This is a genomic window from Burkholderia sp. YIM B11467 (assembly GCF_052952715.1).
On record NZ_JBQVSQ010000010.1, the window covers coordinates 237034 to 262005 of the forward strand.

At 66.5% G+C, this 24972-nt stretch carries 20 protein-coding genes, 1 tRNA gene and 2 pseudogenes; 14 read left to right on the plus strand and 9 right to left on the minus strand.

What is annotated here, in order from left to right; genetic code table 11:
* Window positions 1-19: 19 nt before the first annotated feature.
* Both ACTRWB_RS29870 and ACTRWB_RS29875 read left to right on the plus strand, forming a co-directional pair.
* On the plus strand, window positions 20-2611 hold the full coding sequence (locus tag ACTRWB_RS29870; protein WP_446903943.1) for a fimbria/pilus outer membrane usher protein: 2592 nt from the start codon (window positions 20-22) through the stop codon (window positions 2609-2611).
* A gap of 77 nt (window positions 2612-2688) precedes the next feature.
* Window positions 2689-3648, plus strand: coding sequence for a fimbrial protein (locus tag ACTRWB_RS29875; RefSeq protein WP_446903944.1), 960 nt, complete (start codon window positions 2689-2691; stop codon window positions 3646-3648).
* An 8-nt stretch (window positions 3649-3656) separates the two neighbouring features.
* Here ACTRWB_RS29875 and ACTRWB_RS29880 read toward each other — a convergent pair whose 3' ends face one another.
* On the minus strand, window positions 3657-4301 hold the full coding sequence (locus tag ACTRWB_RS29880) for a response regulator (protein WP_446903945.1): 645 nt from the start codon (window positions 4299-4301) through the stop codon (window positions 3657-3659).
* Window positions 4302-4801: 500 nt separating this feature from the next.
* Here ACTRWB_RS29880 and ACTRWB_RS29885 point away from each other — a divergent pair, with 500 nt between their 5' ends.
* The 8 genes from ACTRWB_RS29885 to ACTRWB_RS29920 all read left to right on the plus strand — a co-directional run bounded on the left by ACTRWB_RS29885 (window position 4802) and on the right by ACTRWB_RS29920 (window position 16551).
* Window positions 4802-5806, plus strand: coding sequence for an ABC transporter substrate-binding protein (locus tag ACTRWB_RS29885; RefSeq protein ID WP_048247994.1), 1005 nt, complete (start codon window positions 4802-4804; stop codon window positions 5804-5806).
* Between the two features lie 113 nt (window positions 5807-5919).
* Window positions 5920-6717, plus strand: coding sequence for an ABC transporter ATP-binding protein (locus ACTRWB_RS29890; RefSeq protein WP_048247995.1), 798 nt, complete (start codon window positions 5920-5922; stop codon window positions 6715-6717).
* 38 nt (window positions 6718-6755) lie between these two features.
* Complete coding sequence (locus ACTRWB_RS29895) at window positions 6756-7613, plus strand: ABC transporter permease (RefSeq protein ID WP_129513323.1); 858 nt, start codon at window positions 6756-6758, stop codon at window positions 7611-7613.
* Window positions 7614-7701: 88 nt separating this feature from the next.
* The gene (locus ACTRWB_RS29900) at window positions 7702-9069 is read left to right on the plus strand and encodes a sensor histidine kinase (protein WP_446903958.1); all 1368 of its coding nucleotides are present in this window, start codon (window positions 7702-7704) and stop codon (window positions 9067-9069) included.
* Window positions 9070-9081: 12 nt separating this feature from the next.
* Window positions 9082-9759 (plus strand): response regulator, encoded by a 678-nt coding sequence (locus tag ACTRWB_RS29905; protein WP_129513322.1) that lies wholly within the window; start codon window positions 9082-9084, stop codon window positions 9757-9759.
* Between the two features lie 281 nt (window positions 9760-10040).
* On the plus strand, window positions 10041-11171 hold the full coding sequence (locus ACTRWB_RS29910) for a porin (protein WP_419685652.1): 1131 nt from the start codon (window positions 10041-10043) through the stop codon (window positions 11169-11171).
* Window positions 11172-11506: 335 nt separating this feature from the next.
* Entirely contained in the window at window positions 11507-13525 is a 2019-nt protein-coding gene (locus tag ACTRWB_RS29915; protein WP_446903946.1) for a site-specific DNA-methyltransferase, read from the plus strand.
* The gene (locus ACTRWB_RS29920; RefSeq protein ID WP_446903947.1) at window positions 13525-16551 is read left to right on the plus strand and encodes a type III restriction-modification system endonuclease; all 3027 of its coding nucleotides are present in this window, start codon (window positions 13525-13527) and stop codon (window positions 16549-16551) included. The genes ACTRWB_RS29915 and ACTRWB_RS29920 overlap by 1 nt, the downstream gene beginning before the upstream one ends.
* 258 nt (window positions 16552-16809) lie before the next feature.
* Here the strand turns inward: ACTRWB_RS29920 and ACTRWB_RS29925 are convergent, their stop codons facing one another.
* The 6 genes and pseudogenes from ACTRWB_RS29925 to egtB form a co-directional block, all read right to left on the minus strand.
* On the minus strand, window positions 16810-17184 hold the full coding sequence (locus tag ACTRWB_RS29925) for a hypothetical protein (RefSeq protein ID WP_412022767.1): 375 nt from the start codon (window positions 17182-17184) through the stop codon (window positions 16810-16812).
* A gap of 212 nt (window positions 17185-17396) precedes the next feature.
* Entirely contained in the window at window positions 17397-17651 is a 255-nt protein-coding gene (locus ACTRWB_RS29930) for a hypothetical protein (RefSeq protein WP_129513318.1), read from the minus strand.
* 37 nt (window positions 17652-17688) lie between these two features.
* Complete coding sequence (locus ACTRWB_RS29935) at window positions 17689-17994, minus strand: hypothetical protein (RefSeq protein WP_446903948.1); 306 nt, start codon at window positions 17992-17994, stop codon at window positions 17689-17691.
* Window positions 17995-18280: 286 nt separating this feature from the next.
* Window positions 18281-19087: pseudogene (gene egtD / locus ACTRWB_RS29940) on the minus strand (L-histidine N(alpha)-methyltransferase); the annotation flags it as partial.
* Window positions 19088-19100: 13 nt separating this feature from the next.
* Window positions 19101-19397 (minus strand): annotated as a pseudogene (locus ACTRWB_RS29945) (L-histidine N(alpha)-methyltransferase); the annotation flags it as partial.
* Window positions 19381-20607, minus strand: a complete 1227-nt coding sequence (gene egtB, locus ACTRWB_RS29950) for an ergothioneine biosynthesis protein EgtB (RefSeq protein WP_446903949.1) — start codon at window positions 20605-20607, stop codon at window positions 19381-19383. The pseudogene ACTRWB_RS29945 and the gene egtB, both read right to left, overlap by 17 nt.
* Window positions 20608-21164: 557 nt before the next feature.
* Here egtB and ACTRWB_RS29955 point away from each other — a divergent pair.
* Together ACTRWB_RS29955 and ACTRWB_RS29960 are read left to right on the plus strand one after the other, a co-directional pair.
* Window positions 21165-21641, plus strand: coding sequence for a carboxymuconolactone decarboxylase family protein (locus ACTRWB_RS29955; protein WP_419685647.1), 477 nt, complete (start codon window positions 21165-21167; stop codon window positions 21639-21641).
* Window positions 21641-22522, plus strand: coding sequence for a sigma-70 family RNA polymerase sigma factor (locus ACTRWB_RS29960; RefSeq protein WP_129513314.1), 882 nt, complete (start codon window positions 21641-21643; stop codon window positions 22520-22522). The genes ACTRWB_RS29955 and ACTRWB_RS29960 overlap by 1 nt, the downstream gene beginning before the upstream one ends.
* Before the next feature lie 100 nt (window positions 22523-22622).
* Here the strand turns inward: ACTRWB_RS29960 and ACTRWB_RS29965 are convergent, their stop codons facing one another.
* Window positions 22623-23138 carry a DUF2628 domain-containing protein gene (locus tag ACTRWB_RS29965; RefSeq protein WP_193097360.1) on the minus strand — a complete coding sequence of 172 codons (516 nt, stop codon included), beginning with the start codon at window positions 23136-23138 and terminating at the stop codon, window positions 22623-22625.
* Window positions 23139-23444: 306 nt separating this feature from the next.
* Window positions 23445-23521, minus strand: a tRNA-Val gene (locus tag ACTRWB_RS29970).
* Between the two features lie 562 nt (window positions 23522-24083).
* On the opposite strand from ACTRWB_RS29970, the gene ACTRWB_RS29975 reads away from it, so the two are divergent.
* Window positions 24084-24524 carry a hypothetical protein gene (locus ACTRWB_RS29975; RefSeq protein WP_446903950.1) on the plus strand — a complete coding sequence of 147 codons (441 nt, stop codon included), beginning with the start codon at window positions 24084-24086 and terminating at the stop codon, window positions 24522-24524.
* A gap of 18 nt (window positions 24525-24542) precedes the next feature.
* On the plus strand, window positions 24543-24797 hold the full coding sequence (locus ACTRWB_RS29980) for an Imm74 family immunity protein (RefSeq protein ID WP_446903951.1): 255 nt from the start codon (window positions 24543-24545) through the stop codon (window positions 24795-24797).
* The last annotated feature ends 175 nt before the right edge of the window (window positions 24798-24972 follow it).

The window sequence follows — 24972 nt, forward strand, 5'->3', positions numbered from 1 at the left end:
CCCGCGCCGATCGTACGCAATGGCGTTGCTCGCGTGTTCGGCGCTGCCGCTCGGCGCCGCCGCAAGCGAGCACGAACCCGAACCCGCCGACGACCGGCCGCCGAGGATCGGCGAGGCCGGGACTGGCGCCGGCGCCGTGCGCTTCAATCCCGACCTCGTCGCATCGCCACCCGGCGGGCTCGACCTGTCGCGCTACGAACAGGGCAATCCGGTCTGGCCCGGCCAGTATCGTTCGGATATCTACCTGAACGGCATCATGCTCGGCCGCGACGACGTGACGGTGCGCGAGGTGCGCCCGGACGTCGCGCAGGTATGCATCGGCCGCCCGCTGCTGGACAAGTTCAATGCGGACCCGGGACGGTTCGCACCCGGCGCGCTCGTGCTGCTCGATGCGGCGGACGCGTGCCAGCCGCTCGAAGCGCTGCTGCCCGGTGCAACCGCGTCGTTCGATGCAGGCGCGGCGCGCCTCGACGTGCAGATCCCGCAGGCGCTGCTGCGGCGCTCGGCGCGCGGCTACGTCGATCCGTCACGGTGGGACGACGGCGTGACGGCCGGCTGGGTCGGCTACAACACGAACCTGTACCGCAACGTCACGCACGGCCAAGGCGTGACCACCGCGTACGTCGGCCTGAATGCGGGCATCAACGTCGGTGGCTGGTATTTCCGCCACGACGGCGCGTTGAACTGGCAGCAGCACGGCGGCCGCCACTACAGCGTGGCGAATACCTACGTACAGCGCGACCTGTCGGCACTGACGGCGCGCGTGCGGATCGGCGACGCGAACACGTCCGGGGAGCTGTTCGATACGTTCGCGTTCCGCGGCGTGCAGCTCGCGACCGACGACCGGATGTGGCCCGATTCGCAGCGCGGCTACGCGCCGGTCGTGCGCGGCATCGCAAACACCAGCGCGCGCGTGAAGATCCGCCAGAACGGCGCGGTGATCTACGACACGGCGGTGCCACCGGGCCCGTTCGTGATCGACGACCTGTTCCCGACCGGTTATGGCGGCAACCTCGTCGTCACCGTCACCGAGGCGGATGGCAGCGAGCGCACCTTCAGCGTGCCGTACGCGGCGGTCGCGCAGTCGCTGCGGCCGGGGCGCAGCCGGTTCGGTTTCGTCGCGGGCACCGTGCGCAACGTCGACCTGTCGTACACGCCGCGCGTGGTGCAGGCGACCTACAGCCGCGGCGTGAACAACCTGCTGACGCTATACGGCGGCGTGCTCGCGAACGAGCACTACCGGAACGTGCTCGCCGGAGGCGCGTTCAACACGCCGCTGGGCGCGTTGGCGCTCGACGTGTCCGGCGCGTTCACGTCGGCATACGGGCAGCGGACGCGCGGGTCGAGCGTGCGCGTCACGTACAGCAAGACGATCGACGCGACGAACAGCAACCTGTCGGTGGCCGCCTATCGCTTCTCGTCGTCGGGGTACCTCGACTTCGGCAATGCGCTCACGTTCGTCGACAACGCGAAACGCAACCTGACCGGCGCGGCCGCGCGACCCGCGTGGCGCGCGCGCAACCGTGTGTCGGTCACCGCCGCGCAGCCGCTCGGCGAGCGCTGGGGCCAGCTGTACGTGAGCGGCTACACGCAGAACTACTGGACACGCAGCGGTACCGACACGCAATTCCAGGTCAGCTACAGCAACCGCTACCGCCAGTTCGACTACACGGTATCCGTGAACCGCTCGCTCGCGTCCGGCGGCAACGCCGATACGCAGGCGATGCTGAGCGTGTCGGTCCCGCTCGGCGCGAGCGCGCGCTCGCCGCGACTGAGCGTCTATGCCGCGCGCGACAGCCTGAACGGCTTCACGTCGACGGCAACCGCGACCGGTTTCGTCGGCGCGGCGTACGAGGGCAATTACTCGGTTTCCGCGGCACGCAATGCCGACGCGACCTACGCGGGCACGGTCTCGGGTCAGTACCGGACGCCGGTCGCCGCGCTGCAGGGGATGCTCGGCAAGGGCAACGACTACGGGTCGGCGTCGTTCGGCGTCAGCGGCACGGTCGTCGCCCATCCGGGCGGCGTGACGGCCGTCCCGTATACGGCCGACACAATGGCCGTCGTCGCGGCACCGGCCGCCGGCGGCGCAACCGTGGCCGGCTACAGCGGCATCCGTCTCGACCGGCGCGGCTACGCGGTCGTCCCGTACCTGAGCCCGTATCGCGTGAACCAGGTCGAGATCGACCCGCGCGGCCTGCCGGCCGACGTCGAGCTGCAGACGACGAGCCAGCAGGTCGCGCCGCGCCAGGGGGCGATCGTGATGCTGCGTTATCCGACGGTGACGGGCCGCCCGCTGCTGATCCATGCGGCGGCGCCGGCGGGCACGGAACTGCCGTTCGGCGCGCCGGTGTTCGACGGGCGCGGCAACAACGTCGGGATCGTGTCGCAGGGCGGCCAGGTTTACGCCCGGCTATCCGAGCCGAACGACACGCTGACCGTGAAATGGGGGCACGCCGATGCGTGGCGGTGCACGATCCGGGTCGCGCTGCCGCCGCTGGAGCAACGCGCGGCGCCGATCGGCATCGAGCGCATCGAGGCGCCCTGCGAACTGGACAACCCACCCGCGGACGCGCCCGAGGTCCGGCGCGCCCCGGCAGGAGAATCGTGATGGAACACCGCAGAATGAATCGAAGCCCGCACTCGCACCCGTGCGGTCGCGACGGGAATCGCGGTGCCGGCCTTCGAATGGCGCTCGGCACGCTGGTGGTGTGCGCGGCCGGCGTCGGCAATACGCACGCGTCCACGGCCACCTGCGTCAACACGTCGTCGTCGAAGCTCGGCGAGCTGCCGTCCAGCTTCAAGATCGCGGCGGATGCGCCGATCGGCACCGTGCTGTGGAGCAAGGAAGGCATCGAGATCGCCGCGAGTTGCTGGATGAAGGTACCCGGAAGCAAGGCCGTCGAGGCCACGCTGTATCGATGGGCGGACGACCCGGACCTGACGGCCAACGGGCTTGCGCTTTACGTGACCTACGACGGCAACCGCGGGCACGGCACGTCGTCGCTGCCGATGGGCACGACGATCAAGTCGATCGGGAAGACTGCCGTCACCGCGAAAGTCGACGTCGAGCTGGTCAAGAGCGGTGCGACACCGTCGGTCGCCAAGCCGTTTCCGGTGCTGTCGGTCCTGACGGCGCTGATCGGCGGCCCGAACAACTCGACCGCCGACGCAACCCGCTACCTGATGTACGGCTTCGACAACATTTCGTTCCAGTCGACGACCTGCACGACGACCACCCCGTCGGTGTCGGTCGACCTCGGGGCCCATGCGTTGAACGCGTCGTCGGGCATCGGCTCGGGCGCCGGCTCGACGTCGAAATCGAAGGGCTTCGCGATCGGCCTGCGCTGCGATACCGGCGTGGCGGGCGCGTTCGAAGTCAACCTGACGCTGGACGGCAAGGCAGTCGATGCATCGAAAGGCGTGCTGGCGCTGTCGTCGACGAGCACGGCCTCCGGTGTCGGCATCCAGTTGCTCAAGGGCGACGACACGCCCGTCGAGCTCGGCACGCCGTGGAAGGTCAGCGACTCGCCGTCGGCGTCCGCGACCTTCTCGGTGCCGCTGTCGGCCCGCTACTACCAGACCGGTGCAACGGCGAAGCCGGGCATCGCTAACAGCTCGGCTACCTTCACGGTCACGTACAAATGACCGCGCCGTCAGATCAACCCGTTTTCGTACGCGTAACGAATCAGGTGGGTGTTCGAATCGGCCTGCAGCTTGCGCATCGCCGTGTATTTCTGCGTCGACACGGTGCTGACCGAGCGGCCGAGCTGCTTCGCGATGTCCTGCAGCGTATGCCCGGATGCGAATAACCGTACGACTTCGAGCTCCCGCGCCGTGAGCGCCGGGTGCCCGCCGAGCGTGCCCGCCTCGCCGCGCTCGACGGCGGCCCGCGCCGTCGGCGACAGGTAACGCGCGCGGGCCGTACCGACCCGCCGGCACGCGCCGACGATCTCGGCGAGCGGGTCATCCTTGCTGACGATCGCGGCAACGCCGAGCTTCAGTGCGGCCGCAAGCACGCTCGGATTCGAATGCGCGGTGAACATCACGCAGCGCGTGCGGGGCGCGATATCGCGCAGCTTGCGCAGCAGCGGGAGGCCGTCGAGCGGCTGCTCGCCGCGGCTCATCGAATAGTCGACGACGGCGATATCGACGGGAGATTGCGTCAGCGCGGCAATCAGTTCCGTGCCGCTGCGGCAGGTATGCACGAGGCGAAAAGGCGGATGCCGTTGCAACAGTCGATCAAGCGATTCCAGGACTACCGGATGGTCGTCGGCCACGGCGACGGTTATTGTTTTCATATCTCGAATTGCGTTTTTCAAAAAACATGACGACGCCTGTCGATACGGCCTGACTGCATCAAACAGCACCCAAGGAACCCAAGCGTGCGCCACGCCTGACTTTAATGCCCGTGATTATTTAATGAAAGTGTATTTATTATTGATTGAGTTTTCCGGAATTAAGGATCTTATGCGGATATCGCAACGAAAAACCACCTGAACAAGCCAATAACGATCCTGTCCATTCATGTTTATCGCGTTTATCGAACTCGTCCTAATTCAAATCGGATAAATCGATTGCCGGTCCGCAATTGCACCGGTTCGCCGTGGATCGCACACGGCCGCGCGAGACGCGAACCCGTCGCGTGCCGCGCCCCCCCGTTCCGGCCCCCCCGTTGCTGGAAAACCCCTAAAGGAATCGCCGGCCCGCGAAAGGTAGCGGAAGGTTTCGTCTCCCTATACTCGTCGTGACGATGCAGCAAGCATCGCGCCATACGAATACAACGAACGGAGACGACCCGATGCGACCCATCCTGCGCACCCTCGCCGTTGCAGCCAGTCTGAGCTGCGCGCTTGCCGCTGCCCCCGCTTTCGCCGATGACGGCGGCAAGATCACGATCATGGTCGGCGGGATCGCGAAACTGATCTACCTGCCCGCGCGGCTCACGCAGGAACTCGGCTACTTCAAGGCCGAAGGGCTCGACGTCGAGCTGCTGTCGCAGCCGGCCGGCGTCGACGCCGAGAACGAGCTGCTCGCGGGCGCCGTGCAGGGTGTCGTCGGCTTCTACGACCACACCATCGACCTGCAGAGCAAGGGCAAGGACGTCAAGGCGATCGCCGTGTTCGGCCAGGTGCCGGGCGAAGTCGAGATGGTGTCGACCAAGGCCGCACCGACCTTCAAGTCGATGGCCGACGCGAAGGGCAAGACGCTCGGCGTGACGGGCCTCGGCTCATCGACGAGCTTCCTCACGCAATACCTCGCGCTCGCGCACGGCGTGCAGTCGACGCAGTACACGATGCTGCCGGTCGGCGCCGACGCGAGCTTCATCGCCGCGATCAAGCAGGGCCGTATCGACGCCGGGATGACGACCGAGCCGACGGTGTCCGCGCTCGAGAAGATGGGCGACGCGAAGGTACTGGTCGACATGCGCACCGTCGACGGCACGCGCGCGGCGCTCGGCGGCACCTACCCGGCCGCGAGCCTGTACGTGCAGTCGGCATGGGCCGATTCGCACAAGGAGCAGGCGACCAAGCTCGCGCACGCGTTCGCGAAGACGATGCAGTTCATCCACACGCACAGCGCCGAGGACATCGCCGCGAAGATGCCGGCCGACTACCAGAAGGACAAGGCGCTGTACGTCACGGCACTGAAGGCATCGCTGCCGATGTACACCGCCGACGCGAAGATGCCGGCCGACGGCCCGGCGACCGTGCTGAAGGTGCTGTCGGCGTTCAACCCGTCGGTGAAGGGCAAGCATATCGACCTGGCACGCACCTACACGAACGATTTCGTGAACGCGAAGTAAGCATCGGCGCCGGCGGCGGCGATCCCGCCGCCGGGCGCTCCCCGTTCCGGCCCGCTGACCGGCCCGGCGTTGCGTCACGACGCGACGCCTTCCTCACCCGCAGGACGAATGAGATGAATCAGGCTGTCTCCCCGAGCACACCGGCGATAGAGTTTCGCAACGTGTCGTGCCGCTTCATTTCGCCGGAAGGCAAGGCCACCGTCGCGTTGCGCGACTTCAGCATGAGCGTCGCGCGCGGCGAGTTCATCGCGATCGTCGGGCCGACCGGCTGCGGCAAGTCGACGACGCTCAACCTGATCACCGGGCTGCTCAAGCCCGTGTCGGGCGAAGTGCGCGTGATGGGCCGCCCGGTCGACGGGATCGATCCGCGCATCGGCTTCGTGTTCCAGGCCGACGCCGTGTTCCCGTGGCGCAACGTGATCGACAACGTCGCGGCGGGCCCGCTGTTTCGCGGCCGCTCGAAGGACGTCGCGTACGCGCAGGCCGAGGAATGGATCCGCAAGGTCGGCCTCGACAAGTTCACCAAGCACTACCCGCATCAACTGTCCGGCGGGATGCGCAAGCGCGTCGCGCTCGCGCAGACCTTCATCAACCAGCCGGAAATCCTGCTGATGGACGAGCCGTTCTCCGCGCTCGACATGCAGACGCGCACGCTGATGCAGGACGAACTGCTGCAGTTGTGGTCGGCGAACAAGGGCTCGGTCGTGTTCGTCACGCACGATCTCGAGGAGGCGATCGCGCTCGCCGACCGCGTGTTCGTGCTGACCGCGCGCCCCGCGACGCTCAAGCGCGTGTACGAGATCGACCTGCCGCGCCCGCGCGTCACGTCGGAGATTCGCTACGACCCGCGCTTCATCGAAATTTCCAAGGACATCTGGCACGACCTGCGCGAAGAAGTGCAGATCGGCTGACGCATACGCCGCACGCAAAGAACAGCAAGGACAGGAGCATGACCGACATGACGCTTCCCCCCACCGCCCTTCCGGCGACGACGCTCGAGGACGACGAGCGCGCCGCGCAACGCCGGCTGCGCCGCCGGCGCAACCTGATCGTCGGGCTGCGGATCGCCGTGCTTGTGCTGGTGCTGGGCGGGTGGGAACTCGCCGCACGGCTCAAGTGGATCGATCCGTTCTTCTTCTCGATGCCGTCGCTGATCTTCGAACAGATCCAGGACTGGTTCGTGAACGGCACGTCGCAGGGCCCGCTGCTCACGCAGGTGTGGGTCACGCTCGAGGAAACCGGGATCGGCTTCGTGATCGGCTCGGTTGCCGGCGTGATCTGCGGGATCGTGCTTGGCCGCAACAAGCTGATGGCCGATGTGTTCGGCCTGTATATCCAGATCGCGAACTCGATTCCGCGCGTCGTGCTCGGCTCGATCTTCGTGATCGCGCTCGGCCTCGGGATGGCGTCGAAGATCGCGCTCGCCGTCGTGATGGTGTTCTTCGTGGTGTTCGGCAACGCGTTCCAGGGTGTGCGCGAAGCCGACCGCTACCTGATCGCGAACGCGCAGATCCTCGGCGCGTCGCGCCGGCAGATCACCACGGCGGTCGTGATCCCGTCCGCGCTGAGCTGGATTCTCGCGAGCCTGCACGTGAGCTTCGGCTTCGCGCTGGTCGGCGCGGTGGTCGGCGAATTCCTGGGTTCCAAGCAGGGCATCGGCCTGCTAATCTCCACCGCCCAGGGTGCGTTCAACGCGAGCGGCGTGTTCGCGGCGATGATCGTGCTGGCCGTGGTCGCGCTGGCCGCAGACTATCTGCTGACCTGGCTCGAGAAGCGGCTCCTGAAGTGGCGCCCCGCCGCGTTCTGAACGCGGCCGCCGGACGCATGACATGACACCCCCGACCGCGCCGGCGCCCCCGGCGCGGTTCGGCATTTCCGAGAAGGAGCGCAACAGGATGGCGCACAGCCTGCGCGGGCGGCTGCTGTGGTGGCTGCTGCTGCCGCTCGCGGCCTTTGTGCTGATCGCGGGCGCGATGTCGTACGACACCGCGCGGCGCACGGCCGGGCTCGTGCAGGACAGCGCGCTCGTCGCGTCCGCGCGCACGATCGGCGAGGACGTCGAGTGGCGCAACGGGCTGCCGGTCGCCGACGTGCCGCCGGCCGCGCTGGAGATCTTCGAATCGCCGTCGCGCGATTCGGTGTTCTACAAGGTGATCGACGGCCACGACCGCCTGCTCGCCGGCACGCCGGCGCTCGACCTGCCCGCGCGCCACGGTGTCGAGCCGACGCTGTACGACACGGCGCTCGACGGCCTGCCGCTGCGTGCGGTAGCCTACGATCGCCAGCTGTACGACGAGGGTCAGGTCGAGACGGTCACGGTCGTCGTCGCGAAGACGATGGGCTCGCGCAACGCGATGGTCGACACGATCTGGCGGCCGCAACTCGTGCGCCTGTCGCTGATGCTGATGCTCGCGGTGGTGCTCGTCTACCTCGGCCTGACGCTGGAACTGCGCCCGCTGATGAAGCTGAAGGACGATGTCGCCGACCGCGGGCCGATGGAGCTGGAGCCGATCCGCCCCGAGCGGCTGCAGCACGAACTGCGGCCGATCGTCGACGCGATCAACCAGTGCATCGCGCGGCTCAACATGCACACGGCCACGCAGCGCCGCTTCATCGCGGACGCCGCGCACCAGCTGCGCACGCCGATCGCGGTGCTCGATACGCAGATCCAGTATGCGCAGCGGCGCGACCACGACGATCCGGAGCTCGCGTCGGTGCTCGACAGCATGCAGCGCAGCAGCCGCAAGATGGCCGACGTGACCGACAAGCTGCTGCTGCTCGCGCATGCGGAAGCGACGCCGTCGACGCTCCTGACCCATCGCGTCGACCTCGCGGCGGTGGTGTCGAGCGTGCTGGAGGAAACGATCGTGCTCGCGCAGCGGCGCGATATCGATCTCGGCGCCGACCTCGGCGAACGGCTCGACGTCGCGGGCAGCGACAGCCTGCTGACCGCGCTGGTGATGAACCTCGTCGACAACGCGGTGCGCTACACGCAGCTGGGCGGCTGCGTGACGGTGGTCGCGCGGCGCGACGGCGACGCGATCGTGCTCGACGTGGTCGACAACGGCCCCGGCATCCCGGCCGAGGCGCGGCCGCACGTGTTCAAGCGCTTCTACCGCGTGTCGGCCGATACCGAAGGCTCGGGCCTCGGGCTTGCGATCGTCCGCGAGATCGCGCAGGCGCACGGCGGCAGCGCGTCGCTCGCGCCGGGGCCCGGCAATCGCGGTATCGTCGTAACGGTGCGGTTGCCCGCCTATGATTGAAGAGATGTCGTCATGAAACTCCTGCTGGTCGAAGACAACGCCGAACTCGCGCACTGGATCGTGAACCTGCTGCGCGGCGAGGATTTCGCAGTCGACTGCGTCGGCGACGGCGAGCGTGCCGACACGGTGCTGAAGACCGAGCGCTACGACGCCGTGCTGCTCGACATGCGCCTGCCCGGCATCAGCGGCAAGGAAGTGCTCGCGCGGTTGCGGCGCCGCAACGACAACGTGCCGGTGCTGATGCTGACCGCGCACGGCTCGGTCGACGACAAGGTCGACTGCTTCGGCGCCGGCGCCGACGATTACGTCGTGAAGCCGTTCGAGTCGCGCGAGCTGGTCGCGCGGATTCGCGCGCTGATCCGCCGGCAGGCCGGGGTCGGTACAACGCAGCTCGTGTGCGGCGATCTCGTCTATGCATTCGGCACGCGCGAATTCCGCTGCGGCGAAGCGGTGCTCGCGCTGCGCCGTCGCGAGCACGCGATCCTCGAAACGCTGATGCTGCAGCAGAACAAGACCGTGTCGAAGGCGCGCCTGATGGATAGCGTGTTCGCACTCGACGACGAACCGAGCGCCGACGCGATCGACATCTACATCCACCGGCTGCGCAAGCATCTCGCCGGCAGCACGGCCGAGATCATCACGCTGCGCGGGCTCGGTTACATCCTGCGCACGAAGAGCGCGCAGGACTGACGGGCGTTCGTCCGCAGTCCCGATCATCGATTCGTAGCACGAAATGGCCCGAACGCCTGCCGGCTGCCCGGCGGGTGCGCTTGCTCACGCCTGCACGATTCGTGATTGTTGCGCGTTCGGTGTTTTCACCGATCCGATTCTTGCGTCCGGGAAAGCGTCGTGAAGGATTGCACGCTCTACGATGCTATGCGTCGGCCCTCTCGCTGTGGCCGGCAAGAGTCGGCATACATTGCGTACTGCCAACGACTAGATTCCAATGCGGCAGCTCGGAGGAGACGATCTTGAAACGAAAAACCCTTGCCCTTTCCATCGCGGCGGCTGGCCTGTGCGCCGGCACCCAGGCGCATGCGCAGTCGAGCGTGCAGCTCTACGGCCTGATGGACCTGAGCTTTCCGACCTACCGGACCCACGCCGACGCGAACGGCAATCACGTCATCGGGATGGGCAACGCAGGCGAGCCGTGGTTCAGCGGCAGCCGTTGGGGCCTGCGCGGCGCTGAAGACATCGGCGGCGGCACGAAGATCATCTTCCGCCTCGAAAGCGAATTCGTGGTCGCGAACGGCCAGATGGAAGACAGCGGCCAGATCTTCGACCGCGACGCATGGGTCGGCGTCGAGGACGAGCGCTTCGGCAAGCTGACGGCCGGTTTCCAGAACACGATCGCGCGCGACGCGGCGGCGATCTACGGCGATCCGTACGGCAGCGCGAAACTGACGACCGAGGAAGGCGGCTGGACCAACTCGAACAACTTCAAGCAGATGATCTTCTACGCGGCCGGCCCGACCGGCACGCGCTACAACAACGGCATCGCGTGGAAGAAGCTGTTCAACAACGGCATCTTCGCGAGCGCCGGCTACCAGTTCAGCAATTCGACGCAGTTCGCGACCGGCTCCGCGTACCAGCTCGCGCTCGGCTACAACGGCGGGCCGTTCAACGTGTCGGGTTTCTACAACCACGTGAACAACGGCGGCTACACGAACCAGACGTTCTCGGTCGGCGGCAACTACACGTTCGACATCGTGCGCCTGAATGCCGGCTACTTCCGCTACAACGGCGACCAGGGCGCGCTCGGCCAGCGTCACGACGATTCGTGGACGGTATCGATGAAGATCGCACCGAAGGGCGCGCTCGACTACGAGCTCGGCTACCAGCAGATGCGCATCAAGAACGCCGCGAACAACGCCGACGGCTTCACGCCGAACGCGAACCTCGGCGCGTTCAGCCTGACCAACGGCGTCAGCAACGGCTTCAAGGAGACGATCTACGGGTCGGTGTTCTATCACCTGAGCAAGCGCACCGAGGTGTACCTGGCCGGCGATTACATGAAGCTGCATGGCGGTTACACGGTGTCGTCGACGTTCGGCGCGAAGAACCAGCTCGAACTGACGTCGGGCATCCGTACGCGTTTTTGACGTAAAGCGGGGCTAACTGCGCCCCGCTATTCCCTCCGTCCGGGATTCTCCATGCGGGCACGCCGGCGCTTTGCGCCGACCGTGCCCTTTTTTTCGTCCTCTCCGCGGCGCCCCGCGATGCCCGGAAAACCGCCGCCGGCCGGCCGTGCGAGAACCGGCCCGAAGCCGCGTGCGGCCCGTGGGACGGGCGATCGCGGCCGATGCGCGCGCGTTCGCCTCACATCGGCGCTTGACCTGCGCCGACCGACTCGATAGCGTTTCGGGTTTGCCCGGGTGGCCATTGCCGCCGGTGCCGTGAGCGCGCCCGACGTCCTGGCGCGCGCGGCCGGGCTCCGATGGAAAAGACGATGCAGAAACTCGATGCGGCCAGCCCGCAGGCGATGTCGACGGATTTCACCGCCGACAACGTCGCGCGCCGGAAGGCGCTGTTCCCCGAACTCGTGACCGAAGGCCCCGGCGGCGCGTCGGTCGACGTCGACGTGCTGAAGGCGCTGATCGGCGAGCGCACGGTCGGCGACGCCGACGAGCGCTACGGCTTTCACTGGCACGGCAAGCGCAGCGCGCGCCAGGCGGCGCTCACGCCATCGACGGGCACGCTGCGGCCCTGCCCCGACGACAGCGTCGCATGGGACGACACGCGCCACCTCGTGATCGAGGGCGACAACCTCGACGTGATGAAGCTGCTGCACAAGAGCTACGCGGGCAAGGTGAAGCTCGTCTACATCGACCCGCCGTACAACACGGGCAGCGATTTCGTCTATCCGGACGACTTCAGCGACAGCATCCGCCACTACCTGGCGATGACCGGGCAGACCCAGGGCGGCGTGAAGCGCAGCACCAACACCGAGGCGAACGGCCGGTTCCACACCGACTGGCTGAACATGATGTATCCGCGCCTGAAGCTCGCGCACGCGCTGCTGTCCGACGAAGGGCTGATCGCCGTGCACATCGACGAGCACGAAGTGCATGCGCTCGTGCTGATGCTGCGCGAGATCTTCGGCGAGGAGAACGAGCTCGGCGTCGCCGTGTGGGACAAGCGCAACCCGAAGGGCGACGCGCGCGGCGTCGCGTACCAGCACGAATCGCTGGTACTGTTCGCGCGCAACGCCGAGACGCTGCTCGAACAGGCGCCGCTCAAGCGCCCGAAGCGCAATGCGCAGCGCATGCTCGACGCCGCGCACGACGCCGTGTACCGCAGCGGCAACCCGAAGGACGCGCAGAAGGCGTACCGCGCGTGGATGAAGGCGCAGACCAACCTGTCCGGCGGCGAGGTGATGTACGACCGGCTGTCGGAAGACGGCCGCGTGTACCGCCTCGTGTCGATGGCCTGGCCGAACAAGAAGAAGGCGCCGGAAGAGTATTTCACGCCGCTGATCCACCCGGTCACCGGCAAGCCGTGCGCGATGCCCGCACGCGGCTGGCGCAACCCGCCCGCGACGATGCAGGCGCTGATCGAGCGCGGCCAGATCGAATTCGGCGCGGATGAAAGCACGCAACCGCAGCGGATCTACTACCTCGACGAGAACATGTACGAGAACGTGCCGTCGGTGCTGCCGTTCGCCGGCTCCGACGACGCGCTGCTGAAGACGCTCGGGATCCCGTTCGACCTGCCGAAGCCGGTCGATTTCGCGGCGGCCGTGATCGGCTGGTGCACGCGCGGCGACGACATCGTGCTCGACTGCTTCGCGGGCTCCGGTTCGACCGGCCACGCGGTGATGCAGGTGAACGCGACCGACGGCGGCGCGCGCCGCTACGTGCTCGTGCAACTGCCCGAGGCGCTCGACCGCCGCGACAAGACGCAGCAGAGCGCGGCCGATTTCTGCGCGAAGCTGAAGAAGCCCGCGACGCTCGCCGAAGTCACCAAGGAGCGCCTGCGCCGCGCCGCGCAGCAGGTCGCGCGCGACTACCCGGAAAGCTATGGCGACCTCGGCTTCCGCGTGTACCGGCTCGACACGACCAACGTGATCGAGTGGGACCCGCGCCGCGACGACTTCGACCATGCGCTGTTCGCATCCGTCGAGCACGTGAAGACCGGCCGCACCGAGGACGACCTGCTCGCCGAGCTGACGCTGAAGCTCGGCCTCGACCTGTGCACGCCGGTCGAACATCACGCGGTGGCCGGCAAGGCCGTGCACCTGATCGGCCGCGCGATCGTCGCGTGCTTCGACGCGCGGATCTCGCGCGACGACGCGGGCCCGCTCGCCGACGGCATCGTCGCGCTGCTCGACGCGACCGGCGCATCGCGCGACGTCACGTGCCTGTTCCGCGACAGCGGCTTCGTCGACGACGTCGCGAAGCTCAATCTCGCCGCGCTGCTCGAACAGCACGGCGTGAAGCGCGTGCGGAGCCTGTGATGCGGCTGCATTTCGAAGCGGATCTCGACTATCAGCGCGAGGCGATCGACGCCGTCTGCGACCTGTTTCGCGGCCAGGAATCGTATCGCGGCGATTTCAGCGTGCTCGCGAATGCCGCCCCCGGCACGACGGCCGCGGCGCAAGGCTCGCTCGGTTTCGCGGTGTCGGAACAGGGCGTCGGCAACCGGCTGTCGCTGACCGACGACGCGCTCGCGCGCAATCTCGCCGACGTGCAGCTGCGCGGCGGGCTGCCGCCGTCCGGCCTGCCCGGCTCGCGCGACTTCACCGTCGAGATGGAGACCGGCACCGGCAAGACCTACGTGTACCTGCGCACGATCTTCGAGCTGAACCGCCGCTACGGCTTCACGAAGTTCGTGATCGTCGTGCCGTCGATCGCGATCAAGGAAGGCGTGCACAAGACGCTCGCGATCACCGAGGACCATTTCCGCGCGCTGTACGCGGGTGTCCCGTACGACTACTTCCTGTACGACTCCGCGAAGCTCGGCCAGGTGCGCCACTTCGCGGCGAGCGCGGCGATCCAGGTGATGGTGATGACCGTCGCCGCGATCAACAAGAAGGAAATCAACAACCTCTACAAGGACAGCGAGAAGACCGGCGGTGAAAAGCCGATCGACCTGATCCGTGCGACGCGTCCGATCGTGATCGTCGACGAGCCGCAAAGCGTCGACGGCGGGCTCGAAGGCCGCGGGCGCGAAGCGCTCGCCGCGATGGCGCCGCTCTGCACGCTGCGTTATTCCGCGACCCACGTCGACCGTCACCACATGGTGTACCGGCTCGACGCGGTCGACGCGTACGAGCGCAAGCTCGTCAAGCAGATCGAGATCGCGTCGGCGATCGTCGAGGATGCGCACAACAAGCCGTACGTGCGGCTCGTCGGCGTGTCGAACCGGCGCGGCGCGATCAGCGCGCGCGTCGAGCTCGACGTGGCGACGGCGGCCGGCGTGAAGCGCCAGATCGTGTCGGTCACCGACGGCGACGACCTCGAACGCCTGACCAAACGCGCGCTGTACGCGGGGCTGCGGGTCGGCGAAGTCCATGCGGTGAAGAGCGCTGAATACGTCGAACTGCGCCATCCGGAAGGCGAGGCGTTCCTGTCGCTCGGCGAGGCATTCGGCGACATCGATACGCTCGCCGTGCAGCGCGAAATGATCCGCCGCACGATCCGTGAGCATCTCGACAAGGAACTACGCCTCGCGGAACGCGGCGTGAAGGTGCTGTCGCTGTTCTTCGTCGATTCGGTCGAGCGCTATCGCCGCTACGACGAGAGCGGGATGCCCGTGAAGGGCGACTACGCGCTGATCTTCGAAGAGGAATATGCGCGCGCGGCACGCGTGCCGGCCTATCGTGCGCTGTTCGACGGCGTCGACGTGGCGCTCGAGGTCGAGCGCGCGCACAACGGCTACTTCTCGATCGACCGCAAGGGCGGCTGGACCGACACGAGCGAGAGCAGCGCCGCGGCCCGCGAGAACGCGGAGCGCGCGTACGGCCTCATCATGCGCGAGAAGGAAGCGCTGCTGTCGTTCGACACGCCGCTGAAGTTCATCTTCTCGCACTCGGCGCTGAAGGAAGGCTGGGACAACCCGAACGTGTTCCAGATCTGCACGCTGCGCGACATCCAGACCGAACGCGAGCGCCGCCAGACGCTCGGCCGCGGGCTGCGCCTCGCCGTCGACCAGGACGGCGACCGCGTGCGCGATGCGGGCGTGAACACGCTCACCGTGATCGCGACCGAGCGCTACGAGTCGTTCGCGGAGAACCTGCAGAAAGAAATCGAGGCCGACACGGGCATCCGTTTCGGGATCGTCGAGGAACACCAGTTCGCGGCATTGCCCGTGCAGGAAGGCGACGGGCCCGCGCATGCGCTCGGCATCGAGCTGTCGCGTGTGCTGTGGACCCATCTGCACGAGCAGGGCTACGTCGACGCGCAGGGCAAGGTGCTCGGCCGGCTGAAGGATGCGCTGCGCCAGAGCGCGCTCGTGCTGCCGGATGCGTTCGAGATGTTGCGCGCACCGATCGTCGCGACGCTGCGCAAGCTGTCGGGCCGCTTCGCGGTGCGCAACGCGGACGAACGCCGTGAGATCGCGTTGCGTCGCGATGCATCGGGCAAGGCCGTCGTGTTCGGCGAGGACTTCCGTGCGCTGTGGGACCGGATTCGCCATCGCACCGTGTACCGCGTCGAGTTCGACAACGCGAAGCTCGTGCGCGACTGCACGGCCGCGTTGCACGACGCGCCGGATATCGCACGTGCGCGGCTGCAGTGGCGCAAGGCCGAGATCGACATCGGCAAGGCTGGCATCGAGGCGATCGAGGTGGCCGGCGCCGGCACGGTGCTGATCGACGAAGGCGAACTGCCGCTGCCCGACCTGCTCACCGAGCTGCAGGACCGCACGCAGCTCACCCGCCGTTCGCTCGCGACGATCCTGGCCGACAGCGGCCGGCTCGACGATTTCCGCGTGAACCCGCAGCAGTTCATCGCGGTCGCGGCTGAGGCGATCAACCGCTGCAAGCGGCTCGCGCTCGTCGCGGGCATCGCGTACCGCAGGCTCGGCGAGCGCCACGTGCATGCGCTCGAATCGTTCGAGAGCGAGGCGCTGACCGGCTATCTGCGCAACCTGCGGCCCGATGCGCGGAAGTCGATCCACGAAGCGGTCGTATGCGAGACGGATGCGGAGCGCGCGTTCGCCGATGCGCTCGAAGCGCACGACGGCGTGAAGCTGTACGCGAAGCTGCCCGCGTGGTTCCGCGTGCCGACGCCGCTCGGCAGTTATCACCCGGACTGGGCCGTGCTCGCGGAACAGGACGGCGGCGAGCGGCTGTACTTCGTCGTCGATACGCCGAATGCGGACGGCAACGTGCCGAGCGAGCACGAGCGGGCGAAGCTCGCGTGCGGCGAAGCGCATTTCCGTGCACTGGTGGACGGCGACGGCGCGGCGCGCTTCGTGCGTGTCAGGCAGGCGGACGCGTTGTTCGAACCTGCTGCGCCGCTGGCAGGCGCCGGGCGCTGAAACGAAGGGCGGCGATGAGCCGCCCTTTTTTTTATCGACCGGAGGACCGTGCGCAGGCACCGTTGCGACACCTGCTGCAGGCGTCGAATTTCCGTTTGTTATCCGCGTGAAAGCCAGTCGCACTCTCGCGCGTTTGCCGCGCGGTTACGGCTGGTTGCAAATCGGGTCGGCACGATGTTTTCGCGCGACAGCCGCGTGACGCCGCCACCATGAAAAAAAGGCGCCGAAGCGCCCTTCTGCCGTATTCTCGTGCCGCGCTTACAGCGTGCGGCCGAAGGCATTGTGATGCGAATGATGCGTGGACGTCGACGCATGCGTGGTATGGCCATGCGCATGCCCGTGCGTGTGACCGTGGCCCGGCTGCACGCCGGCGCGATCGGCGATCGTATCGGAGCGATCGGCCGCGCGCGACAGGCCCTTGTCACGGTCGCCCGCGTGCATGCTGTTCGAGTTGCCGAATGCCGAGCTGCTCATGTGGCCGCCGGACATGCCGCCCGCGTTGCCGCCCGAGCCGCCTGCGCCATGACCGCCGCCGTTGCCCCCGCCATTGCCGCCGGCTGCCGCATACGCGGAAACCGTGCCGAGCGCGAGCAGCGCGGCCGTCAGTACGGACAGATATCGTTGATGTTTCATCTTGTGCTCCCTGGAGCGCGTTCGTGTGATTGCATTCTAAGAACGCGCGGCCTTCGCGCCACTCGATGTTGTAAATGATCGTAACGATGCACGCGGCATGCATTTGTCAGATCAATCCGGACGACACCGCGATCCGGTCATGCGTGAACGGGGAAACGAAGCAGGCGGGTGCGGCGCCGCGGCGCCGCCCCGGTGACGATCGTGGATCGTGCTTACTGCGCCGGCTGCATGCCCTGCATGGCGGCCTTGTGCTGCGCGGCCTGCTCTTCCGCGTGCTTCTTGGCCATGTGGTGGCCGACGATACAGCCGCCGACCGCGCCGACGACGGCGTGGTGCCCGGCGTAGTGGCCGGCAACACCGCCGACCACCGCGCCCTTCATGCAGCCCGCCGCGTGCGCGCTGCCGATCGTTGCGAGCGCAACGATGGCGGCGGTGGCGCACAGCCTGATGTGTCGAATAGGCATCATGTTTTCATTCTCCCCTTGTTGCGATCAGCCGAACCGCTTAATCCCAGCGGCCGCCGCGCCAGCCGCCGCGATCGTGCCACTCATGCTCGCGCCATTCACGGCGGCGCCACTCGTGTTCGCGCCATTCGCGCGCACGCCAGCCGTCATCGCGATAGCCATAGTCGCGATAGCCGACCGGCGCATACATGACCGGCGGAGGCGGCGCCACGTAGACCGGTGCCGGCGCCGCGTAAACACCCGGCACGCCGATGCCGACCGACAGGTCGACGTGGGCCGATGCGACGCCCGAAGCTGCCAGCGCCGCTACACCGAGAACTGCACCGAGAATAGGTTTCTTGTTCATCTCGCGACTCCCTGCACGTGTCGTGCGTCATGTGAATACGGTTCGGAGTCTAGGCATGCGGTGCGGACACAGGTGAAACGGGTATGCGAGACCGGTAACGGACGATTACGGCCCGCCGCAACGCCTTGCGGGACAAGGCGGAGGCAGCACGCCACGCACCGTTGCAACGGCGCATCGAGTCGGTAAAAGGAGGATTTTCGGCACGAAACCGGGCGGTCGGAACGCACCGGGGTGCGCGGGAAGCGAACCGCCCGCACCATCCGCGAGCGGTTCGCGAGAGCGGGCGTTACGCGCGGATATCGTCGACGCTGCGCAGCCAGTGCACGCTGAACAGGTTGTCCGCGTCGGTCCACACGGTATCGGGCTCGAATCCCGCGCGGCGCGCGATCGCGTGGAAACCATCGATCGTGAACTTGTGCGAGTTCTCCGTGTGGATGCGCTCGCCGGCCTCGAAGCGGAACGCGTGGCCGCGCACGTGCACCGTTTGCGCGATGTCGCTGACGAGATGCATCTCGATGCGCTGCCGCTCCCGGTCGTAGAACGCGCAGTGCGAGAACGCGTCGACATCGAAGTTCGCGCCGAGCTCGGTGTTCGCGCGCACCAGCAGGTTCAGGTTGAACTGCGCGGTCACGCCCTGCGCGTCGTTGTACGCGTGATGCAGCGTGCGCTCGTCCTTCACGAGATCGGCGCCGACCAGCAGGCCGCCGCCGCGCAGCAGCCGCGCGGCGTCGCGCAGGAACGCGTCGGCCTCTTCCGGCGAGAAGTTGCCGATCGTCGAGCCCGGAAAGAAGCCGATGCGCCGCCGCGGCGTCGCGGTCAGCTCGGCCAGCTGCTCGGCCTTCGTGTAGTCGGCCGCGATCGGCGCGACGTCGAGCCACGGATAGGCCGAACGCAACCGCGCGGCCGCGCCGTGCAGGTAGTCGGCAGAGATGTCGACCGGCACGTAGCGCGCCGGCGCGTTCGCGTAGTTGCCCGCGAACGCGTCGAGCAGCACGCGGATCTTCTCGAGCGAGCCCGCGCCGAATTCGACGATGTCCGCATGCGGGCCAACGCGCCGCACGATTTCGGCCGCGCGATCGCGCAGGATGCCGAGNCACGCGGATCTTCTCGAGCGAGCCCGCGCCGAATTCGACGATGTCCGCATGCGGGCCAACGCGCCGCACGATTTCGGCCGCGCGATCGCGCAGGATGCCGAGCTCGGTGCGCGTCGGGTAGTACTCGGGCAGTTCGCAGATGCGGTCGAACAGCTCGGAGCCCGCCGCATCGTAGAAGTACTTCGGCGAAATGCTGCGCGGCGAGCGCGACAGTCCGTCGATCAGGTCGCGCTCGAACGCGCTCGGCCGCGAATCGCGGGCGGGTTGCTGGCCACCGCTCGTGGCCGTGAGGTCAGACGTCTCGCGCAAGTCGCACCCCCGTGAATTGCCAGCGCGCGGCCGGCGGAAAGAAATTGCGGTACGTCGGCCGTTCGTGCCCGGGCGGCGTCGCAATGCTGCTACCGCGCAGGACCTGCTGGCCGACCATGAACTTGCCGTTGTATTCGGCCGCGACACCCGCGAGTGGCCGAAAGCCCGGATACGGCTCGTAGGACGAGCGCGTCCACTGCCATACGTGACCGAGCATCTGCCGGATGCCTTCCGCCGCGAACGCCGCTTCCCATTCGAACTCGGTCGGCAGCCGCGCGCCGGCCCATTCCGCATACGCGGCCGCTTCGTAGAAGCTCACGTGGCACACCGGCGCGTCGGGCGCGAGCGGTTCGACGCCGTGCAGGCCGAACGTGCGCCGCACACGTGTGGCTGCCGCATCGTCGTCGTCCGGCATCCAGTACGCGGGCCCTTGCCACCCTTCCCGCTGCACCGTCGCCCAGCCGTCGGACAGCCAGAATTCGGGGCGCGTGTAGCCGCCGTCGGCGACGAACGCCGCGAATTCCGCATTCGTCACGAGACGGTTCGCGATTTCGTATGGCCGCACGAGTGCGGTGTGGCGCGGGCGTTCGTTGTCGAACGAAAACGCGTCGCCGTCGTGGCCGATCTCGACGAGCCCGCCCGGCTGGTGCAGCCAGCGCGGCGCACCGGCATCGCCCACGGCCATCGCCTGGTTGCCGTCCGTCCCGTTGCGCGGCCGGAACGCCGGCTTCAGCGGGTTGCACGAGAACGCATGCAGCATGTCCGTGACGATCAGCTCCTGGTGCTGTTGCTCGTGATGCAGGCCGAGCACGACCTCGGGCGCGATTACTTCGAGCAGCGCCGGATCGGCGCTGGCCAGCATGCGCAGCATCGCGTCGTCGACGTGCTGCCGGTACGCGTGCACGTCGTCGAGCGACGGACGCGTGAGCAGCCCGCGCTGCGGTCGCGGATGGCGCGGGCCGAGCACTTCGTAATAGGAATTGAAGAGAAACTGGAATGCGTCGTTGAACGGCGCGTAGCCGGGCACGCGTCGCATCAGCACGACAGTTTCGAAGAACCAGGTCGTATGCGCGAGATGCCATTTCGTCGGACTTGCATCCGGCATCGACTGCACGGCCTGGTCTTCGGCGGACAGCGTCGCGGTCAATGCGACGCTATGGGCGCGCACGTTCTGGAAACGGCGCTGAAGCTGTGATGCAAGGAGGCTCATCGGTTAACCGTCCACGTCGCGATTCGCTGCGTTGCGTTGCCGGAAAAAGGAAAGCCTTGCGCGTGATGCGCGCGGCTGACGTGCGACCTGCTGCTGCGTCGTCGGGCAGCCGGCGCGCGCGCCGGGCCGCAGATGCGGCGTCACTTCATCTGCCCGTGCAGAACAGTATGGGCCAGAAATGTGAATGCTGCGAATCGGGATGTCGATGCAGCGCGTTCGAAAGAAAAATGAAAGTGTCGACCGTGCGCGTGTCGCATGTGTGGCAAGCCGACGATGCCTGTCGGGGCGGGCGGATGAACGCGTTCGTAACGCGCTTGCCGGCGCGCGCGGCTACTGACGGCCCATGACATCCGTGCGGCGATCGTGAATGACGGCTCCGCGACGCGCAGTTTGTCTGACGAACGCGACTGCGCGCCGTCATCGGTGCGGCAACCGCCCCTCCCTTCATCCGCGATCCGCATCCACGCGCGCTTCGAAAAAAATTTTTGCGTCGATGTCACACATGCGGGGGGCTCGCTCGTCATCTCACCGGAACCCACACGAAAGGAGAAGGAACCATGACTGCGAAACTCAATCCGTTTGCCGCCGCTCCCGCACTGATGAAGAACTGGATGACCGTGTCGGTCGCCGCCGCGAAGAGCCTCGAGCCGACGCTGATCGAGCTGGTCAAGATCCGCGCATCGCAGATCAACGCGTGCGCGAACTGCATTAACATGCACACGGCCGAAGCCCGCGAGCAAGGCGAGACCGAGCAGCGCATCTATCTGCTGTCCGCGTGGCGTGAAGCGCCCTGCTACACCGACCGCGAACGCGCGGCGCTCGGCTGGACCGAGGCACTCACGCGGCTGTCCGAGGGCCACGCGGCGCACGAAGCGGCGTATGCGGCGCTGAATGACCACTTCAGCCAGGAGGAACAGGTGAAACTCACGCTGATGATCAACGTGATCAACGGCTGGAACCGGCTTGCCGTCGGCTTCGGGCTGTGGATCGATCCGGCCGACGCGAAGGCCGCCACCGCGCAGATGGTGGCCTGATGACCAACCTCGATCCGGCCAAGGGCAGCCCCGAAGAACGGGCCGACGCGGCGGCGAGCTTCGATCCGCTGCGTCGCACGCTGATCCGCGTCGCGTACCGGATGCTCGGTTCCGTCGCGGATGCCGAGGACATGGTGCAGGAAGCGTTCATCCGCTGGATGGACGTCGACCGCACCGAGGTGCGCGTACCCGAGGCGTTCCTGCGCCGCATGGTGATGCGCATGTGCCTCGACCAGCTGAAGTCCGCGCGGCACCAGCGCGAGACCTATATCGGCCCATGGCTGCCCGAGCCGGTCGTCGAGGAAGATGAACAGGAGGACGTCACGCTGCCGCTGATGCTTGCACTCGAACGGCTCTCGCCGCTCGAACGCGCGGCATTCCTGCTGCACGACGTGTTCGGCCTCGAATTCGACGAAGTCGCCACGACGATCCAGCGCGACCCGGCCGCGTGCCGGCAGCTCGCCGCGCGGGCCCGCACGCATGTGCGCGAGGCGCGGCCGCGTTTTCATGTCGAGAAGCAGCGCGGGATCGAGCTGGCCGAAGCGTTCTTCGCGGCGTCACGCAGCGGCGACATGCGCGCGCTCGGCGCGATGCTCGCCGAGGACGTGAGCCTGCATTCGGACGGCGGCGGCAAGCGCACGGCCGCGGGCAAGCCGGTGTTCGGCTTCGAGCGCGTGATGAAGGTGCACGAATACCTGGCCGAGCTGTTCGCCACGCACGCGTCGAAACTCGTGCGGGCCGGGTTCATCAACGGGCTGCCGGGTTTCGTCACGCTGGAATCCGACGGCGAGCTGCAGACTACTGCGCTCGAGATCGAGGACGGGAAGATCGTCGCGATCTATGTCGTGCGGAATCCTGACAAGTTGAAGCATCTGCATTGAAGGCGGCGGAATCGTGCGCAGCGTGCCGTGCGGATGCATGGCGACGGCGCCCTCCGCCCGCTTCTTTCCGCCCTGCTTTCCCGGTCGCCGGTTACCGCAGTCAATACGTCCCGACCACGAGGGTGCGGACCATGATCATCAGGAAACCGAGCAGCGGCGTTGCGACGGCGAACCCGGTTGCCGCGAGCCAGTTCGTGCCGCCTTGCGCTTCCAGCAGCGCGAGAAACGATTCGCCGGACGTCGCGTTTGGGCGCAGCTTGTCGATCTTGCGTTCGACGTGCGTCTTGTAGATGCCGTTCCCGTACCAGCCGAGCGAGACCGCGATCGCGATCGTGACCGGGTCGAGCGTGCTCGATTCGAAGTATTTCGGGAAGTACAGCAGTTCGACCAGCGTGATGCCGAGCGTGACGCCCAGCACGGCGGCCGCTTGCCAGTACATGCATCGATATGCCATCCAGACCGGGCCCAGGAAGCACGCTGCCCAGTTCCACGACTGCCGGCTCTTGCGCGATTCGGCGATCGTCCATTTCCGCTCGTACCAGGCGGCTTTCTTGCCGACGTAAGCGGCAATTTCGTCGTTGCTCGCGGACGGCGTGGTGGTCGTGACCTCGGACATGGTCGTTTGCTCTCAGTCGCGCGGATTGCGCGTCGTTGTTCTGATGCGGTTTGGGTGCGCTGGAGATCAGGAGGCTTGCCGCGCAGCGCGCTTCGATGCGCACACGATTCTACTCGGTGTGTATTGCGGGTCGATATGCGGGTGAGGATGCGATGCCGTGGATCGCGCAACGCATCGAGGCAACATGCGCTGTTTCGGTCGGAAAAAGAAAAACGCCACGCGAGGTTGCCGCGTGGCGTTTGTATGTTTGGCGAGCCGCATTACCTGTAGGCAATGTGTGCTGCCGGACCCCTTCATTTTGTTCGTTGGTAGGCTCGATTGGATTCGAACCAACGACCCCCACCATGTCAAGGTGGTGCTCTAACCAACTGAGCTACGAGCCTAAGAAGCCGCGAATTATAGAGAGGGTTTTTGAGGAGCACAAGCCCCTTCGTGAAAATTTTTTGAATCGAGGGTGCGCGTGCAGGTGGGCGGTCGTGTTGGTTGCTGCGCGTGCGTGATGTCTCGCATCACAGCGAAGCGTGTCGGTGCCGCGAAGTTATCCACATTCCCCTCTGGATAACCGTCTTGCAAGCCTCTGGATTCACAGTGGAGCGATTGAGGATATGTCGTCGCGGCTGTGAATCGACGAAAAGTTGTTCTGTGCTCCGCGGAGCTGTTCACGTGAGGTGCCCATGGTTATGCATCCTGCTTCGTGTTGATAATTCAGTGCGTTAGGGAGGTTATCCACTGTGAGGCACAGGGCTTGTTAACTATCACTACGTATGTATACGAACCCTGTTAACACCTTTGGATAAGCACAGTCCGTCGACTGTGATTCGCGCGGGATATGCACTGCGTGCGGTGAACGGATGGACGAAGCGGCAGGCCGTGAGGGATGCGGACGAGGTGCGAACCGTCGTGTCTGTAGAATCGCCGGCATTCAGGTTGTGAAGGCCTCGCGACATGGCACTGGCGATTCGGGTTGACTGGCAAAGCGGTGCGGTTCATGCGGACCGTGCTCGCATCGAGGTCGGAAGCGACGGGCAGTTGGGTGAGGACATTCGTCGCTTGTGTTCGTCGGCGCAGCCAGCGGCGAACGGTGCGGTTCGTTATCGCGTGTCGGAGAAGGTCACCTTCGGCGGTCACGCAGGCGAATGCGTGATCGACGTGAATGAAGGGCGACTCGCGAGCGTGACGATCCTGTTCGATACGATCCGCTTTTTCGACAAAAGCATCACCGAGTCGAAGATCGTGCGGTCGATTGCGAAGTCAGCGGGCTTGACGGTGGTGAGCGAGCATCCTGCGGTAGCACAGCTCGAACCGTGTGCGTGGGGAGTTGCCGAGTTTCGCTACGATCCGAGGCAAGGGGATTTGAGTTTCGAGGTGCAGTTCCGTAACGACTGAATCACGCGAGGCAAAGCGATGACGTACAAGGTCCTGACGGTGTCGCGCGGTGCGATTGAGCTGTCCGATGGCGAGCGGCCGGTCCGGGTGCTTGGCGAAGCGCTGCTGCCGGTCGCGGACAACGGTCCCGCATTCGTCGTCTACGTCGATTCAATGAAGTACGCGGAGCCGAGACACGACGAGGCGATCGATGTCGTCACGCGACAGGCCGTGATTTCGGCGATTACTGCGCATTTCTCGTTGCGACGGACGACGGTCGACTTTGAATCCTGAGTTAGCGACGATGAAAACCGACGCGCTGAAACCGAAGAAAGAGCAGGGTGATGCGAGCGGCGCTCGCAACTGGGGCAAGTAATGGGACCGATCGTTTGCCATCGGCACGGACATGCTTCCACGGCGACAACGTCGACGGGCGTTGCCGCACGCATCAAACTGCGCGGGCAGTGTG

Bases quoted from the DNA above. Each gene is read 5' to 3' on its own strand.
- ACTRWB_RS29870 (WP_446903943.1), top strand. From the start codon at position 20: ATGGCGTTGCTCGCGTGTTCGGCGCTGCCGCTCGGCGCCGCCGCAAGC.
- ACTRWB_RS29875 (WP_446903944.1), top strand. From the start codon at position 2,689: ATGGCGCTCGGCACGCTGGTGGTGTGCGCGGCCGGCGTCGGCAATACG.
- ACTRWB_RS29880 (WP_446903945.1), bottom strand. From the start codon at position 4,301: ATGAAAACAATAACCGTCGCCGTGGCCGACGACCATCCGGTAGTCCTG.
- ACTRWB_RS29885 (WP_048247994.1), top strand. From the start codon at position 4,802: ATGCGACCCATCCTGCGCACCCTCGCCGTTGCAGCCAGTCTGAGCTGC.
- ACTRWB_RS29890 (WP_048247995.1), top strand. From the start codon at position 5,920: ATGAATCAGGCTGTCTCCCCGAGCACACCGGCGATAGAGTTTCGCAAC.
- ACTRWB_RS29895 (WP_129513323.1), top strand. From the start codon at position 6,756: ATGACCGACATGACGCTTCCCCCCACCGCCCTTCCGGCGACGACGCTC.
- ACTRWB_RS29900 (WP_446903958.1), top strand. From the start codon at position 7,702: ATGGCGCACAGCCTGCGCGGGCGGCTGCTGTGGTGGCTGCTGCTGCCG.
- ACTRWB_RS29905 (WP_129513322.1), top strand. From the start codon at position 9,082: ATGAAACTCCTGCTGGTCGAAGACAACGCCGAACTCGCGCACTGGATC.
- ACTRWB_RS29915 (WP_446903946.1), top strand. From the start codon at position 11,507: ATGGAAAAGACGATGCAGAAACTCGATGCGGCCAGCCCGCAGGCGATG.
- ACTRWB_RS29920 (WP_446903947.1), top strand. From the start codon at position 13,525: ATGCGGCTGCATTTCGAAGCGGATCTCGACTATCAGCGCGAGGCGATC.
- ACTRWB_RS29925 (WP_412022767.1), bottom strand. From the start codon at position 17,184: ATGAAACATCAACGATATCTGTCCGTACTGACGGCCGCGCTGCTCGCG.
- ACTRWB_RS29930 (WP_129513318.1), bottom strand. From the start codon at position 17,651: ATGATGCCTATTCGACACATCAGGCTGTGCGCCACCGCCGCCATCGTT.
- ACTRWB_RS29935 (WP_446903948.1), bottom strand. From the start codon at position 17,994: ATGAACAAGAAACCTATTCTCGGTGCAGTTCTCGGTGTAGCGGCGCTG.
- egtB (WP_446903949.1), bottom strand. From the start codon at position 20,607: ATGAGCCTCCTTGCATCACAGCTTCAGCGCCGTTTCCAGAACGTGCGC.
- ACTRWB_RS29955 (WP_419685647.1), top strand. From the start codon at position 21,165: ATGACTGCGAAACTCAATCCGTTTGCCGCCGCTCCCGCACTGATGAAG.
- ACTRWB_RS29960 (WP_129513314.1), top strand. From the start codon at position 21,641: ATGACCAACCTCGATCCGGCCAAGGGCAGCCCCGAAGAACGGGCCGAC.
- ACTRWB_RS29965 (WP_193097360.1), bottom strand. From the start codon at position 23,138: ATGTCCGAGGTCACGACCACCACGCCGTCCGCGAGCAACGACGAAATT.
- ACTRWB_RS29975 (WP_446903950.1), top strand. From the start codon at position 24,084: ATGGCACTGGCGATTCGGGTTGACTGGCAAAGCGGTGCGGTTCATGCG.
- ACTRWB_RS29980 (WP_446903951.1), top strand. From the start codon at position 24,543: ATGACGTACAAGGTCCTGACGGTGTCGCGCGGTGCGATTGAGCTGTCC.